This window comes from Psychrobacter sp. Ps4 (assembly GCF_022129285.1).
Classification (GTDB): Bacteria; Pseudomonadota; Gammaproteobacteria; order Pseudomonadales; family Moraxellaceae; genus Psychrobacter; species Psychrobacter immobilis_A.
Window position 1 is genome coordinate 23,224 of record NZ_JADQAK010000003.1, and the last position, 16,270, is coordinate 39,493.

Annotated in this window: 13 protein-coding genes; 3 read left to right on the forward strand and 10 right to left on the reverse strand. The window is 42.6% G+C overall.

What is annotated here, in order from left to right:
* The first annotated feature begins 231 nt into the window (after positions 1-231).
* The gene (locus tag I3252_RS02750) at positions 232-726 is read left to right on the forward strand and encodes a nuclear transport factor 2 family protein (protein ID WP_060490899.1); all 495 of its coding nucleotides are present in this window, start codon (positions 232-234) and stop codon (positions 724-726) included.
* A 369-nt stretch (positions 727-1,095) separates the two neighbouring features.
* The gene (locus I3252_RS02755; RefSeq protein WP_238034139.1) at positions 1,096-4,095 is read left to right on the forward strand and encodes a LysM peptidoglycan-binding domain-containing protein; all 3,000 of its coding nucleotides are present in this window, start codon (positions 1,096-1,098) and stop codon (positions 4,093-4,095) included.
* A 139-nt stretch (positions 4,096-4,234) separates the two neighbouring features.
* Here the strand turns inward: I3252_RS02755 and I3252_RS02760 are convergent, their stop codons facing one another.
* Together I3252_RS02760 and I3252_RS02765 are read right to left on the reverse strand one after the other, a co-directional pair.
* A complete protein-coding gene (locus tag I3252_RS02760; RefSeq protein WP_238034140.1) occupies positions 4,235-5,443 on the reverse strand; it encodes a transglycosylase SLT domain-containing protein in 1,209 nt (402 codons plus the stop codon).
* A 1,076-nt stretch (positions 5,444-6,519) separates the two neighbouring features.
* A complete protein-coding gene (locus tag I3252_RS02765) occupies positions 6,520-7,353 on the reverse strand; it encodes a Nif3-like dinuclear metal center hexameric protein (protein WP_238034141.1) in 834 nt (277 codons plus the stop codon).
* 317 nt (positions 7,354-7,670) lie between these two features.
* Between I3252_RS02765 and I3252_RS02770 the strand changes: the two genes are divergently transcribed.
* Positions 7,671-8,999: a trypsin-like peptidase domain-containing protein gene (locus tag I3252_RS02770; RefSeq protein WP_087815625.1), complete on the forward strand. Its 1,329-nt coding sequence runs from the start codon at positions 7,671-7,673 to the stop codon at positions 8,997-8,999.
* A 141-nt stretch (positions 9,000-9,140) separates the two neighbouring features.
* On the opposite strand, the gene yfaE is transcribed toward I3252_RS02770, so the two are convergent.
* The 8 genes from yfaE to I3252_RS02810 form a co-directional block, all read right to left on the reverse strand.
* Positions 9,141-9,407, reverse strand: a complete 267-nt coding sequence (gene yfaE, locus I3252_RS02775) for a class I ribonucleotide reductase maintenance protein YfaE (protein ID WP_238034142.1) — start codon at positions 9,405-9,407, stop codon at positions 9,141-9,143.
* Positions 9,408-9,459: 52 nt separating this feature from the next.
* Complete coding sequence (gene nrdB / locus I3252_RS02780; protein ID WP_238034143.1) at positions 9,460-10,593, reverse strand: class Ia ribonucleoside-diphosphate reductase subunit beta; 1,134 nt, start codon at positions 10,591-10,593, stop codon at positions 9,460-9,462.
* Positions 10,594-10,665: 72 nt separating this feature from the next.
* Complete coding sequence (locus tag I3252_RS02785; RefSeq protein WP_238034144.1) at positions 10,666-11,049, reverse strand: hypothetical protein; 384 nt, start codon at positions 11,047-11,049, stop codon at positions 10,666-10,668.
* Between the two features lie 36 nt (positions 11,050-11,085).
* Positions 11,086-11,373 (reverse strand): type II toxin-antitoxin system mRNA interferase toxin, RelE/StbE family, encoded by a 288-nt coding sequence (locus I3252_RS02790; RefSeq protein WP_109591379.1) that lies wholly within the window; start codon positions 11,371-11,373, stop codon positions 11,086-11,088.
* Entirely contained in the window at positions 11,363-11,614 is a 252-nt protein-coding gene (locus I3252_RS02795; protein ID WP_020443322.1) for a type II toxin-antitoxin system Phd/YefM family antitoxin, read from the reverse strand. Before I3252_RS02795 ends, I3252_RS02790 begins: the two co-directional genes overlap by 11 nt.
* A gap of 360 nt (positions 11,615-11,974) precedes the next feature.
* A complete protein-coding gene (locus I3252_RS02800; RefSeq protein ID WP_238034145.1) occupies positions 11,975-12,739 on the reverse strand; it encodes a DUF4145 domain-containing protein in 765 nt (254 codons plus the stop codon).
* A gap of 201 nt (positions 12,740-12,940) precedes the next feature.
* On the reverse strand, positions 12,941-15,217 hold the full coding sequence (nrdA, locus tag I3252_RS02805) for a class 1a ribonucleoside-diphosphate reductase subunit alpha (protein ID WP_238034146.1): 2,277 nt from the start codon (positions 15,215-15,217) through the stop codon (positions 12,941-12,943).
* Between the two features lie 525 nt (positions 15,218-15,742).
* Positions 15,743-16,063 (reverse strand): DUF493 domain-containing protein, encoded by a 321-nt coding sequence (locus I3252_RS02810; RefSeq protein ID WP_045446256.1) that lies wholly within the window; start codon positions 16,061-16,063, stop codon positions 15,743-15,745.
* Positions 16,064-16,270 lie beyond the last annotated feature (207 nt).

The following is a 16,270-nucleotide window of genomic DNA, read 5'->3' on the forward strand; positions in this document are numbered from 1 at the left end:
GAATTGAATGATAGTCTCACTCTATGGTAAAAGTACGCTGTCATCATTAATAAGTAGGTGATGATTAAACAGATATTTTTCACAAGTAGAATGAAGAGGACACACGCTAGCCAGTGCTCGCTTCATTTATCATGATGTTAATGAATAATAACCGGGTACTATATTTAATCAATAAAAAACGTTAGTCATCAAAAGATGGCAACAACGATAACAGCATTGCTAAGGATTATGATGAAACGATTATGGGGAAAAGGGCTTTTGGCATTATTGCTAAAAAGTGCCAGCGTGGCGGCGGTAGTGACCGTTGTAAGTACTGTGAGTATCAGTGCACAAGCGGCAGCCATGACCGAAGCTTTGGTGCAGAATTATATAGCAGCAATGAAGTCATCAGCGAATAGCCAAAATGTCAATCAGGTCGCCCGTCTTGTCTCTGACGATGCACTGATTTCATTATCTAGAAAAGGTAAGTCTACCAGTTTAGATAAAGATGCTTATTTAAAGTTGTTGCAAAATAGTTGGAATAACACCTCTAATTACCGTTATGATATTTCTGTGGATAACATCGTTATTACGGGCGATCAGGCCAAAGCCAATGTCACGACCAATGAGAGCTGGGTAAAAGATGGTAAAAATGTCTCATTTGTCACCACTTCAAGAGTGACGCTGACGTTATCGACTGGTAATGCGGTGCTGCTACGTGCCGTATCACAAGTAACGATTAATTAATCGTTACTCGACTAATAACTCAGTACTCGACTAATAACTCAGTACTGGCTAGTCAGCAATTAGGCATTATCAACAATTAAGTATTAATTAATAAGCATTGATTAAGAAACGTCTTGATCAGTGGATAATCAAAGACAATAGTGCACTAATCAGGCTCTTCGAAGGCAAAGCATTCCATCATAAATAGCAATACAGATTCACAATGTTGAATAATTAAATGATTGATTACATTTCGTGAGAGGTCTGAAAATTGACTCAACTTATGATGATTATCTTTTTATATTAGACTGGTCTTTGCTTCACATTGCATACTATACTAGCAAGCAACTTTATCTTATCACTTTCTGTCGTTAGGAAACTTCCAATATCATGTCTACTGTGCTATCGAAATCTCGCTCATTTATTGCGTTGCCATTGACGCTTGCGGTATCAACTCTACTTATCAGTGCTTGTAGCAATACGTCAGCGGTAAAAAAGGGTGCGACCAATAGCTCATCTGTTATTACTAAACGCCCAGCTACTAAAGCGCCTGCAGCAAGCAGCAGTACGGACTATTCAACGGCATATTTAGATGCAGATAGCTTGGATGAGTTAGCTGATTTACTCGAAGCCACTGACATGACTATGGTGGAAGGCAACAAACTTGCTATTCAGCAGTATGGTGATTTATGGAGTCGCTTACGTGCTGGCTATCGTATGAATGGCGGTCAGCCGACTTATAATCAACGTATCGAAGGGCAAAAAAGCTGGTTTACCAGTCGACAAGACTATTTAAACCGTTTAACTGCACGTGCCAGTCGCTATATCTATCACACTGTACGAGAAGCTGAGCGTCGTAATATCCCGACAGAGCTGGCTTTGTTGCCTGTCATTGAGAGCTCTTACGATCCAAGTGGTACCAGTAGTGCGGCAGCAGCAGGCTTATGGCAGTTCATTCCAAGTACGGGTCGTATTTATGGTTTGAATCAAAGCAGTACCTATGATGGTCGCCGTGATGTCATCGAATCAACTCGCGCCGCTTATGACTTCTTGACCGCACTGCATAACCAGTTTGGCAGTTGGGAGTTAGCATTGGCCGCTTATAATGCCGGTCCTGGTCGCGTGCAAAAGGCCATTGATGCTAATAGAGCTCAGGGTTTACCGACAGATTATTGGTCTCTGAGATTGCCTACTGAAACGATGAACTACGTGCCGCGTTTCTTGGCGGTAGCGGAAATTGTTGCCAAGCCTGAGCAATATGGTGTCTACTTGCCTGCTATTGCCAACCGTCAGCATTTCCGTAGTGTGCCAGTGAATTATGGCGTGAGCTTAGCTGAAGTTGCGCAAATGACAGGCGTGAGCTACGACGAATTAGAAAGATTAAATACGGCCTTAACGTCAGGGCGTGTAGATTCTTCTGGTCCCCAGCGTATTATTATTCCTAATGATGTGAGTCTTAATACCGATGTTAAATTGAGCTCATTGAGAGGCAATGGTACGGGCAATATACTGGCATCGAGTAATACAAGCACACCAAGTAGCACGACCACGACGCCAAGCTATAATAACAAGCCCTATACTGGTTCCTCATTACCATCGACAGGTAGCGCCTTGGCTGATTATGCTGCGAGCGCTAGTGTGCCGCAGCAAACGACCAGTTATATATCACCGTCAGTCACGCCTACTAGCAGCTCTGTCTACAGCAATAATGCCTCGGTGCGTACTGAGCCACCATTGAGCACGGCAGAAACCAACAAGATCAATGCTGAGCTAAAAAGCAGCAACAGTCTACCGACCACCTCTGCTCAAATTACACAGAACAATACGATTGTCCAAGAACCACCACTGAGCAAAGAAGAGCGTGATTTTATTGCCAATCAAATTCGCAGTAACACGCCTGAAACCAATGTGATCAATGCTGATGGTAATATTAATTTATCCGCAGTACAGACGCAGCAGTCTATTCTAGAAGCCAGTGGCGAAGAGAAAAAGCTTAGCTTTGCAAAAACATCAGTAAGCAAGCCGAAACCCCAAGGTGCACGTACCACTTATACCGTCAAGCGTGGTGATACCTTGTCTAATATCGCTAGCCGTGCGGGTGTCAGTTGGCGCGATATTGCTGAATGGAATCAAATAGATGCCAGCTCTAAGCTGCTATCAGGCAGTACTTTATACTTATACAATGCAAAAACCATCGAACCGTTGAGCACAGCTAACAATACCGCAGCAAGCCAACCAGAGAGCTATGTAGTACAAAGCGGGGATACGCTGATTGGTACTGCTAACCGCTTTGGTCTATCGGTGACTCAGTTGGCAACCTACAATAATTTGAGTAGTAGAGCGGATTTACTACGTGGTCAGAAGCTATGGCTGATACCAGGTAAGGTAACTGCGCCAGTGACCACACCTGCCGCTCCCTCGACCAAGCCAAGTAAATCAAGCACGGCTACTAAGAACTATAAAGTAAAAGCGGGCGATGGCTTGATTGCTCTCGCACGTCAGTTCAATGTTTCAACTGATACACTTGCCAGCCTCAATAATATGAGCACTACAAGCTCACTATATGTTGGTCAAACGCTAAAAGTACCTGCAAGTGTCGATTTCGATGCAGCAAACACCTCAAGCTCTAGTAGCCGTAACAGTAGCTCAAGTTCGGTAGCAACCACCAATTACAAAGTAAAATCTGGCGATACTTTGATTGGCATTGCCAATAGCGTGGGTATCAGTCCAGCTGAGCTGGCGGCGGTGAATAGCAACTTTGATGCAAAAGCACGCTTACAACGTGGTCAAACCATCAAAGTACCCGTGTCTAAAGGATTGGTTGATCGTCAGCTAAATGATAAAACTGTCAGTTATAAAGTAAAATCAGGCGATACGTTAACAGGCGTGGCTCAACGTTATAATATCGGTCTTAGTGATTTGGCAACAGCGAACAACCTGAAAACCAACTCTAATTTGATACTCGGTCGTACGATTACGATTCCTGCCAGTGGCAGCGTTGTAACGACCTCTAGTAGCAATAACCAAAGCAGTAGTTCGGCTAGTAGCACTGCTGCGACTAGCACAGCGAGCAGTGGCAAAAAATTGGGCAACACCGAGAGCTATAAAGTTAAATCAGGTGATGGCTTGATTGCTTTGGCACGTCAATTTGGTGTTTCGATAGACGACTTGGCTGCGACCAATGATCTCGCGACCAACGCCCAGTTGCAGCGTGGACAAACGCTTAAAGTACCAAAGCTCACAGTGAGCTACACCGTTGGGTCAGGAGACAGTTTGATTGGCTTAGCACGTAAATATGGCATCTCTACGCAAGAGTTGGCTGAGATGAATAATATCGCGGCGGATACGATGCTACAGCGCGGTCAGCGCCTGACCGTACCTAATCGTTAAGAATAAGCGGCTTAGTAGAATAATAGCCAAGTAAACACGATTAAGACAGATCATTCTGCACAAAAAAGCTGCTCTTTATAAGAGCAGCTTTTTTTATCTGTGACATTCAATTCTCAAAATATCTAATAATATTTATTAACTAGACGGTTTGAGTTTTGATAGTCTCAAGATAACTTCTAATATTGCTAACATAATGCATCGCTTGACCATAACGACTATTGGCAGCTTTATTATCAGCTAAGTACGCATAAACGTTCGCCCAGCTTTTATCATCAATACCTTGATCTCGCAGTTTACGCTGAATACTCTTTACTGCATTTGGTCCCATATTGTAGCCTGCAAGCGCAAACCAAATACGATCTGTCTTTGGCACATCAGCAAAGTCAGCTTTCATTTGCTCTAAATAACGCGCGCCGCCGCCGATACTTTGGTAGGGATCGACGCGATCTGAGACGCCCATTGCTTTGGCTGTATTATTGGTCAACATCATAAGCCCACGCACGCCCGTCGGTGATACGGCATTGGCATCAAGGTGTGATTCTTGATAACCCATGGCCACCAATAATTCCCAATCATGATTATAATTGCGTGCTTGCTCTTCAAAAGACGATTGATAATCAGGCAGCTTTTCGGTCAACGTTTTTTGGAAATGATCTTGGCTATAGGCGTCTTTTAGCACGTTTTGATTGTAAAAGGCAGCAAGTTTTTGTGTGTTTTTCAACTTAATGCTGTCACATAAAAAGTAACTGGCTTTTTGTGATAATGGGTCATTGGATGAATTGAACGTCCAACTGACTTTTGGATGTAAACCATTCTTTGTTAAGCTGGCGTCATAGCCGCAACTGATGTTGATAGACGATAAGTTAAACTTGCTCTTTAACTGCGTACTGGCCGTTGTTAATGCCATGTCTACCTCGCCCGATCTCAACGCCTTTAGGGCAGTTTCTTCATTGGCATACGCTTTTAGATCGATATCAACGCCAAGCTCGTCAGCATAAGTACGTACCAAATCAAAACCAAAGCCATGTTGAAAACCGTCAGTCGCAAAATAAGTGCTGTCACCGGGGACGGCAGCGATGGTTAACGTGCTTTCTAGCATGACGTTATCATAGGCTGGCACTGGCGCACGCATCGTCGTCAGACTCTCAGCAGGTAAAGAGAGAAGGGCAATACTAGAAACTTGTACCAGCTTTTTGGTTCTAGAAAAACGACTCGATGTCGTCGGGGTAACGGATGAAACGATGTTACTTTTAGTGTTCGGTAGGTGTTTAGATGGACGCAGTAAATAAGAAATACGGCGTCTAGCCCCTTGCGCAGATACTTTCACACGATAAGTAATACGCTGCATGGATGTCTCCTGATTTTAGCCATCCTGCTTACCGTAAAACGCTTATGAATATATGCTTATAAAGTAGTCATACATCGATGTTGCATTTTAGACAACCACGCACTTCTTAATAAGATAAGTGTGTCGTCATCTTGTTTAATAATAGTGCCGCTAATGAATTTTTATCAGATGTAGCGGTGCAGTTTTTAATTAGCTGGTTATCTACTGGAGTATTCGGTGTATCACATAAGAGGGCTAAAAAATCTCTCAAAATATCAATATAAAACATCGATATAAAGTATCAATACAAAATGATGAACGCACAACACCGCGAAGGATATAAATCGGATGATTCCTTCATTGATGCATAGATAGGGCTAAGAATAAAACAACTATATATTAAACATAGGTAAGGTCATGAACTAAGTTATTGAGACAAAAACATAAAATGAGCGGGGTGCTTATACACTCAGCTTTTCTATGCTGATATTAATGACCATAGCCTCTTTAAATCATTTGTAATAGAGTCAATAGTGATTAATTTTTTGTCCAGCAATAAGGGTAAGCAAGTCGCTATTTTCATTACTAATAGAAAAATGACAGAAAATTTACTCAAACATTCTATCAATCAGCGGTTGCTAACTCAGTATCGCGACACTTAAATCAAGACATACCATGCTGCTGAAAATATATCACGCACAGTGTGTCTATTAGTAAACCGTCCAAAACCTCGCTATCTATATGACCTCAATAGCTATACAACATAGTGAGATTTTAGGCGGTTATACTCATTTAAGTACCATAACCGGAAGCTGTAATAAATGGGAAGCCTCATGACAAGACATTCTTTCTTCGGATATCAATATGCGGATATTCCTTGGATTATTCAAGTGTGGTTAAGAAATTAGCGATAAAACTTAACAATTGGGCTATAGACGGTTAAAAAGGCCCTTATTATTGATAAACTATTGAAAATTGCAGCAGCAAAAATTATGCATATTGGACAACCATACTGATTATTATTAGCCTTGTTTTCCGAAAATTATTCTAAATTTAGATAGCTATTAGATAGTTATGAGTAGAGTTGAGGACACAGCCTAAGCAGGATTATCAATATCTACAAAGGTCACGGGTATGCCAAATGCTTGAGAAACTATGTGACCGAGTGCTTGAATACCGCCGCGTTCTGTCGCGTGATGTCCACAAGCGAAATAATCAATGCCCAGCTCACGGGCAATATGGGTGGTACGTTCTGATATTTCGCCAGAGATAAAGGCGTCACAGCCCATCAATGCAGCTTGTTCGATCATATCCTGTGCGCCGCCCGTACAAATGCCCACGTGTTCGATAATTCTGTTATTATCGATATGAGCGCTTGTACTATTCGGTGCGCTATAATTGGCAGAGATATGCAATGGCAATCGTCCTAGCGTCTGAGTAATGTGAGTAATGAGGCTTTGAGCATTCTGCGGGGTACAAGTGGCGATATTACCCACTGGATGAGACTCACTGGGGTATAAAGCGCCGATAACGGTCATGTTTAATGCGTCAGCCAGCTTGGCATTATTACCAATGACAGGATGGGCATCGAGCGGCAGATGATAACCAATCAAAGAGATACCATGCTGCATAAGTTTACGGATACGCTGACCTTTCATACCAGTGATGGGGGCAGGTTCGCCTTTCCAAAAATAACCATGATGCACCATAATGGCGTCTGCATTGTCAGCAATAGCCGCATCAATCAACGCCTCACAAGCCGTTACACCAGTGATGATGCGCTTGATAGGTCGACCCCCATCTACTTGTAAACCATTAGGGGCATAATCTTTAAAAGCATCTGCTGATAAATAGTCATCACAGAATGTGGTCAGCGCTTGAACGGTAATGGCGGTGTTTGAGGGCTCGGTTGAGATATTGTGTGTGCTCATGGTATTCCCTTATAATTGATTCAGTGGGGCAAGCATTTATGGCTAACATGTGGCTTTTGATAATGAGTATTTTAACATGTGGCTACAGTAGGATAGACAATCCTACTCACTGAAATGGTACACGATACGTTACAACTGGGTAGTATTGGCGGTTATAATTTATACATGTAAGCTTGCCGTATAGATAGTGCATAAAAAAACAACCATCTAGTGGGCTGTGAACGTTTGATAACTGCTGCTCAATGCATCCTAATATACACCATGCTTCTCACCTTATTCATCTTCGTCTGTTTGTATCAAATTTATAGAGGTTTTATATGTCGTCATCTCGGAACACCAGCAGCAAGGCGTCTGTATTAAAATGGTTACCTTGGGTTTTATTGCTAGTCGTGATTGCCGCATTTATTTGGTTGTTTGCAAGTATGAAGACGGCATCAGAGCAGGCATGGGAGCCGCCCAGAACCACACCTGCTGAGCAGCAAGCGTCAGCACCTGTTTCTGATACACCCGCAGCGATTTCTTCTTATCATAATGCGGTTGCTCGCGCCTCACAATCAGTCGTGAATATCTACACCACGCAAACGATGGCAGAGCATCCTTATATGAATGATCCTGTGTTGCGCCGCTTTTTTGAGTTCCATGGTGCACCGTCAGAAGAGCAGGGCAATACCAATTTAGGCTCTGGGGTGATTGTCTCAGAAGATGGCTATATCGTGACCAATGCCCATGTGATCGAAAAAGCCGATGAAATTACGGTCGCCTTTAATGATGGTCGTAAGAGCCGCGCTAGAATCGTTGGCACAGATCCAGACAGTGATTTGGCAGTGATTAAAGTAGATATGACCGGTTTGGCACCACTTGGTTTCCGTAAAGAACCTATCCGAGTTGGCGATGTCGCATTAGCGATTGGTAATCCGTTCGGTGTCGGTCAAACGGTAACGCAAGGAATTATCTCGGCGACAGGACGTACTGGGCTTGGGGTCAACAAGTTTGAAGACTTTATCCAGACCGATGCAGCTATCAATCCAGGTAATTCGGGCGGCGCACTCGTTGATGCTTTTGGTGAATTAATTGGTATTAATACGGCCATTTACTCACGCTCTGGCGGCTCTATGGGTATCGGTTTTGCTATTCCTACCGCCATCGTTGAGCAAGTGATGAATGCCATTATCAAAGATGGTAAGGTGAGCCGTGGTTGGTTGGGGATTGAGATACAGTCACAGTTACGTGACCCAACGCAGCTTGAAACTTCGACTGGGGTAGAAGTGCTTAATGTCGTTCCTAAGAGTCCTGCTGCTAAGAGTGGTCTGCGTATTGGCGATATTATTTTGACGATTGACGGTGTCGAGATGACGGATGCCAATACCTTGATTCAGTATGTCGCTCGTAAAGCACCGAATACCACGCTGAATGCGCAAATATTACGCCGTGGTAAAAATGCGCAAGTCAAAATACTGTTAGAAGAGCGTCCAGCGCAAGAGCCGATGGAACGTCCAGTCGTGATTCTTGATGAAAATGTTGGTGGTATAGAAGATCCAAATCTACAAGGTGAGAGACAAGACGTGCCGATGATGTCAGAAGCCGAGCGTGACCGTATGCGTGAAGAGCTGTTGCAGTTATTTGAAAGAGATGGTGCGCCTTTGTAATGCCATTTTTCATCACATAAAGCTTAAGCAAAATAAGCTTAATCAAAATGGCTTGAACGGTTTATAGACAGTAAAAAAGCGCGTTATCTTGAAGATAACGCGCTTTTTGTTTCGACTTTTTTAGCACTATTTTGGTTAATATTACTCTATAGTAGGCTCGTGATTGATATAAATCACACCCTGTACACGACAACAGCACGGCAGGATCTCGTCTTTATCAATCATAGCAAGGGGCGCAAACGGATAGTCAATGACGTGTGAGCTGGCGATACGCTTGATGCGGCAGCTGCCACAATAGCCTTCCTTACATTGATAATTGATATCATGTCCGGTGCGTAGCAATCCATCAAGCAAGCTTTCGTCATCATGCAAGTAAAATTGTTTCTTACTCGTCATTACCCAAGTCATAGTTTTATCCTGTTTGTTTCCCTAGCATTTTTCGCTGTCTTTTATACTGCCTCTAAAGCTCAAAATCATCAAAATCGCTGTCTGATAAATCTGAGTCAATTTGACCCACCAAGTATGAGCTGATTTCCGTTTCTTGTGGGGCAACTTGTACGTTGTCAGATGACAACCATGTGTTAATCCACGGGATTGGGTTTGATTTAGAATTCGGGAATGCGACTGGCAAGCCAACCGCTTCCATACGTAAATTGGTAATGTATTCGATATATTGGCACAGAATATCTTTATTGAGACCAATCATTGAGCCGTCTTTGAATAGATAGCCTGCCCATTCTTTTTCTTGCTCTGCCGCTTTACGGAATATCTCGATGCTTTCTTCATAGCATTCTTTGGCAATGTCGACCATCTCAGGATCATCACGACCGATGCGCATGAGGTTAAGAATATGCTGCGTGCCCGTTAAATGTAGCGCCTCATCACGAGCAATCAATTTAATAATCTTAGCATTACCTTCCATCAGCTTACGCTCAGCAAAGGCAAACGAGCAAGCGAATGACACATAAAAGCGAATGGCTTCTAAGACGTTGACTGCCATCAAGCATAAGTAAAGCTGCTTTTTCAGCGATTTTAAATCGACAGTAATTTGCTTACCATTGATTATGTGCGTGCCTGCACCGTATAGGTTGTATAGCGATGAGTTATAATACAAGTCATCGTAGTACTTGGCGATGTCTGCGGCGCGCTCTAGGATATGATCGTTTTGCATGATGTCATCAAAGACGATAGCAGGGTCATTGATAATATTACGAATGATATGGGTATAGCTGCGCGAGTGAATGGTCTCAGAAAACGTCCACGTCTCAATCCATGTCTCAAGCTCAGGAATCGATACCAATGGCAATAGCACGACGTTTGGGCTACGACCTTGGATAGAGTCGAGTAGCGTTTGATACTTTAGGTTACTGATAAAGATATGCTGTTCGTGTGAGGATAAATTGCCGTAGTCCATACGATCACGTGACACATCGACTTCTTCTGGACGCCAAAAGAACGACAACTGCTTTTCAATCAATTGCTCAAAGATAGGGTGCTTTTGTTGGTCGTAACGCGCCACGTTGACCGGATTACCAAAAAACATCGGCTCTATTAGCGCATTGTTCGGCGTTTGGGAAAAAATCGAATAAGTCATGAGACTGCCTTTATCATTGATATGGTTATTAAGTTATAGGGTTTAGACTAGATTTGGTCTGACTGAATTATATTACAAGTTCTCTAAAGATATCTGTTCTGACGTCTGTCCATCATTCATATACGCTTTAAATATCTCACTTAGCTCACTATCGTCCAAACCTTCCAATTCATCGATCGCACTCTTACGCAGCGCACTCAAGCCATCATCATCTGATAGTTGCTGCATTTCTTTCTGTACGTCTTTTTTAGTCACTTTCTTTACTGGTTTTTTCAATACTTTTGTAGCGACTTTCTTTAATGCTTCTGGTTTTGCTGCTGTGCCTTCGCCTAATTGCTCACGGACGTCTGCGATGTCGACTTCCACTTGTACGATATGCGAGCCACCATCGTTTAGGTCTGAAAATACGTTTGGGATAAACAAACCACCGTCTTTGATGATTGCGGTATATTGCACAGGACCTCCGTCGTTTTTATTGTTTGTGTGTTTTAATTATGGCTGGCGTGTCGCAAGCGCATCATATACTTTGTTGTTTTCTCTTTTGCCGACTGCTAATACATAAACCACCACCACATCATCTTTTACGGTATATACCAGACGATAGCCTACGGTGCGTAATTTGATTTTATAAGTATCGGTACGTCCCGATAGTTTTGACGCAGGCACATGAGGATTTGACAATCGCTGCTGTAACTTTTTCTTAAACTGCTGCTGAATATTTGGCGCTATCTTTTTCCACTCTTTTAATGCCAAAGGATGAAACTCAAGATTATAAGTCATCCAACGTTACCTTTATCGGTATCTGCCCATCATTCAATCGTGCGCTAACGGTTTGGCTCAATGCCATGTCGTCCATCGCTTCCATCATGCGCTCGAATACATCTGTCGAGACTAAGTAAGCCACGGGTTTATTGTGGTTTAAAATAGCAATGGACTCACCATCTGACTGTTTAATCAGTGCCGATGGGTTAGCCTTTAATTCTGAGATACTGGCTGTCTGTGTGGCAAATATTGGTTGCATAACTCATTCTCCACTAATATTACGCTCTAAATATAGGGCTAATTTTAGCACGAAAATTAGGTCTTATTTGTTATAGTACTAAACTTAAATATTTTTAGTAGCCAATCCCGCCTAGCGCTTGTATCTGCTTAGCCGCTGGCGTGCAGCAGTCTATCGTGTCTGACCGCATTCCTGTTGTCTCGATACTGCGCTCAGCCACAGACTGCATCGTCATCGTCGTCAGCAGGATACCGCTATAGTCGGGGCTAAACGACCGTGTTAGGGTATCTTTCTTTATCCTTGATGACTCTTCCGTTTATGCTTAATTTGTAGGGTGCGCTAGGGGTATCCTACAACTTTGGCCAATCTGAGCTATGTTATTTATTTAATGCCTTTTGCCTTATTAATTTTTTTAGCTTTTGCTAGAATAGTTTTAGATTTATGTTCGAATAATTCAGATAGAACATGTTCTAAAATTTCATACAAGTCAATGACATCATTTTTGGTTAAGCTCTTTTCCGGGTGACTACCTTCATTGCCAATCCATTTAATTGCCAAAAGTAATTCTTTAAGTTCAGAATGTTGCTTAGCTAGTTTATCAATTCTATTGTGTAAGTTTATTTTAACTCTCTTCTTTTTATTATTTATAGTAGTCTTTGGCACTTTGAGATGATTCAATATTAGCTCCAAGGCGGAGCGTGCATGATTTACTGCAGCAGAAGGAGAGCTAAAAAATAATTCAAAAGACTTATTAAGTTGATTAGTAATATCATCTGGAACATTTTTAGGTATGTCGATGATTTTTAATGATGGATAAAAATAATAAGGCTCGAAACATGGTGAATAAACTTGCTGTGGGATACCGTGGTCATCTTCCTCTATATCCCAATCCAAACAACCATGACCTGAGCTTGCAAACTGTTCATTACAATTGTTATTTGAACATCTAAAAATGCAACTATATACGAAACTAACCCATTCTGGCTCCCATTCATAGTGAGAGTGTCCTTTTAGAGAAACAGAAGTTTCTTTACTAAAAAACGTATCCTCATTAATCACTAAATAACCATTAGAACAAGTTGAACAAGGCCAAGAAATATTTTGGCTTTTTGTGAAACAGGAAGTTAAGAGTTCTTTATCAATCATGAAATATGGTCTCATGTAGTAAGTCTATAATTATTTATATAGTCATAAATTACCATTCTATTTTTTAAGCCAATGATACAATAATCTTACTTGGCACAGAGGTTTCACCGCTAGTCTCAATATTGAAACATAGCGAGCTTAACCCAAAAGCCAACCCCGCCATCCATCAGAAATTCTATTCAAAGAATCTCTTCTGCAAACCTAGATTTTACATGCACCGCCAGCACAATCATCTTCCATATCCGCTTGGGCATCGTTCGCACCATCACGAGTATTATGGTAGTACAACGTCTTCACGCCCATTTTATAAGCGTTTAGCAGGTCTTTTAGCAATATCTTCATCGGTACACGACCACCAGCATAACGAACTGGATCGTAGTTAGTATTTGCAGAGATACTTTGATCGACGAACTTCTGCATGATAGCGACCAGCTTTAGGTAACCGTCATTGTTTGGCATTTGCCATAGTAGCTCGTACTGATCTTTTAGTTTATCAATCTCAGGCACGACTTGCTTTAAGATACCATCTTTTGACGCTTTGATAGACACCAGACCGCGTGGTGGCTCGATACCGTTGGTCGCATTGGCAATCTGACTAGAGGTCTCAGACGGCATCAAGGCAGTTAGGGTAGAGTTGCGCAGACCGTGTTCGGTGATCTCGCCACGTAGCGTTTCCCAATCTAGATGTAGTGGCTCTTGGCATATTTTATCCAAGTCTTTTTTGTACGTATCAATCGGCAAGATACCTTGCGAGTACGTCGTCTCATTGAACGCAGGGCACGCGCCTTGCTCTTTTGCCAATTTGTTTGACGCTTTCAAGAGATAGAATTGCAATGCTTCAAACGTTTGATGCGTCAGACCAAGCGCGCTGTCGTCTGAATAGCGTACGCCATTCTTTGCTAAGTAATAAGCATAGTTAATCACGCCAACACCGAGCGTACGGCGACGCATGCTGCCGTTTTGAGCGGCTTTTACTGGATAGTCTTGATAATCGAGTAGGGCATCAAGCGCACGGACGATCAGCTCAGCTGGCTCTTCAATATCGCTGACGTTGTCAACTTTACCTAAGTTGACCGCTGATAGCGTACAAAGGGCGATTTCGCCTTCTTCGTCATTGATATTATCGAGTGGCTTGGTCGGTAGGGCGATTTCCATACATAGATTTGACTGACGAATCGGCGCAACGCTCGCGTCAAATGGGCTATGGGTGTTGCAATGATCGACGTTTTGGATGTAGATACGACCCGTGCTAGCACGTTCTTGCATCATTAGGCTGAACAAATCGGCTGCTGGGATTTGACGGCTACGAATGCTTGGGTCATTTTCGTACTTGGTGTATAACTCTTCGAACTTGTCTTGATCTTCAAAGAACGCATCATACAAGCCCGGCGTGTCACCTGGTGAGAATAGTGAGATGTCTTGACCTTTTATTAGACGAGTGTACATCGTTTTATTTAGCTGTACGCCGTAATCCATATGACGCACACGGTTGTCTTCCACGCCGCGGTTGTTTTTAAGTACCAATAATGACTCAACTTCTAAATGCCACAATGGGTAAAACAACGTCGCTGCACCGCCACGGACGCCGCCTTGCGAGCAGCATTTAACAGCTGTCTGAAACAATTTATAGAAGGGGATACAACCCGTATGCTGTGCTTCGCCGCCACGAATAGGGCTACCAAGGGCGCGGATACGACCCGCGTTGATGCCGATACCAGCACGCTGTGACACATAGCGTACGATGGCGCTGGTGGTCGCGTTGATTGAGTCTAGGCTATCACCGCATTCAATCAATACGCATGAGCTAAACTGACGCGATGGCGTACGCACGCCTGCCATGATTGGTGTTGGTAGTGAGATTTTGAATTGCGACGTCGCATCGTAAAAACGCTTTACGTAGTCCAAACGATCTGACTTGTCATAACGGCTAAACAAACACATACCAACCAGCATGTACAAGAACTGCGGGCTTTCAAAGACGGTCTTGTTGACGCGGTCTTGGACGAGGTATTTACCTGCCATTTGCTCAACAGCGGCATAAGCAAGGTTCATATCGCGCCAGTGATCAAGATATGCTTCTAATTCATCAAACTCAGCACGGCTATAATCAGCTAGGATATGCTGATCATATTTACCAGCGTCGGTCAGTTTTTTGACATGATCATAAAGGTGCGGCGGGGTGAATTTATTGTAAGCAATTTTACGCAGATGGAAAATCGCCAAACGCGCAGCCAAATACTGATAATCAGGCGTATCTTCAGAGATAAGATCTGCTGCTGACTTGATGATGGTCTCGTGAATATCGCGAGTCTTGATACCTTCATAAAACTGAATGTGCGACTTTAGCTCAACTTGCGACACAGACACATTATCCAAATTGTGAGCTGCCCACTCGATTACCTTATGAATTTTATCCAAATCAATAAGCTCTAATCGTCCGTCACGTTTGGTCACTTTGATTTTGTCGATGTGTGTCATGTTGCCCTCTTAAGTTGATAACTTGGTAATTATTTATAATGTTGCTTATAGTGATGCTGCACAGTCAGTAAACGGCAGGCATTCTTTATAATGCTACGATGCTTGCGCCGCGATAGGTGTTTTTTTAGACAAAAATCTACCGCTACTCATAGTGACAATTAAATTCACTGAGTACTACATATAGCGTGTTTGTTAGTAGGTAGGCACAATATAGCGGGAAAATTTTGAAAATACTATATTGATTTTAGCATCAAACTATGTTGCTGTGAGGTTGTGCTGTGTCCAGATTTTAGCAAAGGACGATGGGGTAAGGGTTAGACGCGATTGACTCAAATAATAAGTTTTTTGTAAAAATCGTACGATCATTTGCTTTTTATTCGCGAGTAAATGACCCACCAATAAGGGGACATAGAACAATAATAATGAGGGCGCAGATTGTACAGCAAACCACAAAAAATCGCCACCCGTATGAGTGACGATTTCGACGGAAAAGCGGCTGGCTTTTTTTAAACGACAATTATCTGTTTATACGACCAAACGAACTGTTTTGGCAGCGTCGAGTGAGGCATACAGCACATTGACCTGATCGGCTGCTGTAAGATATAGATTGACCCGTGCTGAATGGAAGCGACCCGTTTTAGACGGTTTCACTTCTATCGATGCCAAATCAAAATCAGGGAACTGACTGCCCAAGATAAGCTTCACTTCATTGAGTAAGTTCTCACGCTCGCCTTCATGACCAATGATGCTAAGTGGATAGTTCATTGGAAAGTCCCAAAGCTCAGGATTTTGAATATCCGTCCTTTTGCCTGTGATCACACCTTGATTGGGCGTTAGGTTGGTCATTTTTACTGATTTTTCATTTGTTGGTGCTTGGTTGTTGTTTTGATTGGTGCTGTCTTTTGGATTGTCAGTCATGATGTGCGCCTCGCTTTATTAAATGTTAGCTATTAGCATAAGAGCTTTATTCACCATTTATAGTGGCACTAAACTTATAATTCAAGTGCTAAAATGGCAATGACAGTATGCTATAGATCACTGTGATCTATTATA

Excerpts from the sequence above, each read along its gene's own strand:
- I3252_RS02795 (WP_020443322.1), bottom strand. The coding sequence starts at position 11,614 with ATGCAACCAATATTTGCCACACAGACAGCCAGTATCTCAGAATTAAAG.
- nrdB (WP_238034143.1), bottom strand. The coding sequence starts at position 10,593 with ATGACTTATTCGATTTTTTCCCAAACGCCGAACAATGCGCTAATAGAG.
- I3252_RS02810 (WP_045446256.1), bottom strand. The coding sequence starts at position 16,063 with ATGACCAACCTAACGCCCAATCAAGGTGTGATCACAGGCAAAAGGACG.
- nrdA (WP_238034146.1), bottom strand. The coding sequence starts at position 15,217 with ATGACACACATCGACAAAATCAAAGTGACCAAACGTGACGGACGATTA.
- I3252_RS02755 (WP_238034139.1), top strand. The coding sequence starts at position 1,096 with ATGTCTACTGTGCTATCGAAATCTCGCTCATTTATTGCGTTGCCATTG.
- I3252_RS02790 (WP_109591379.1), bottom strand. The coding sequence starts at position 11,373 with ATGACTTATAATCTTGAGTTTCATCCTTTGGCATTAAAAGAGTGGAAA.
- I3252_RS02770 (WP_087815625.1), top strand. The coding sequence starts at position 7,671 with ATGTCGTCATCTCGGAACACCAGCAGCAAGGCGTCTGTATTAAAATGG.
- I3252_RS02760 (WP_238034140.1), bottom strand. The coding sequence starts at position 5,443 with ATGCAGCGTATTACTTATCGTGTGAAAGTATCTGCGCAAGGGGCTAGA.
- I3252_RS02800 (WP_238034145.1), bottom strand. The coding sequence starts at position 12,739 with ATGATTGATAAAGAACTCTTAACTTCCTGTTTCACAAAAAGCCAAAAT.
- yfaE (WP_238034142.1), bottom strand. The coding sequence starts at position 9,407 with ATGACTTGGGTAATGACGAGTAAGAAACAATTTTACTTGCATGATGAC.
- I3252_RS02750 (WP_060490899.1), top strand. The coding sequence starts at position 232 with ATGAAACGATTATGGGGAAAAGGGCTTTTGGCATTATTGCTAAAAAGT.
- I3252_RS02765 (WP_238034141.1), bottom strand. The coding sequence starts at position 7,353 with ATGAGCACACACAATATCTCAACCGAGCCCTCAAACACCGCCATTACC.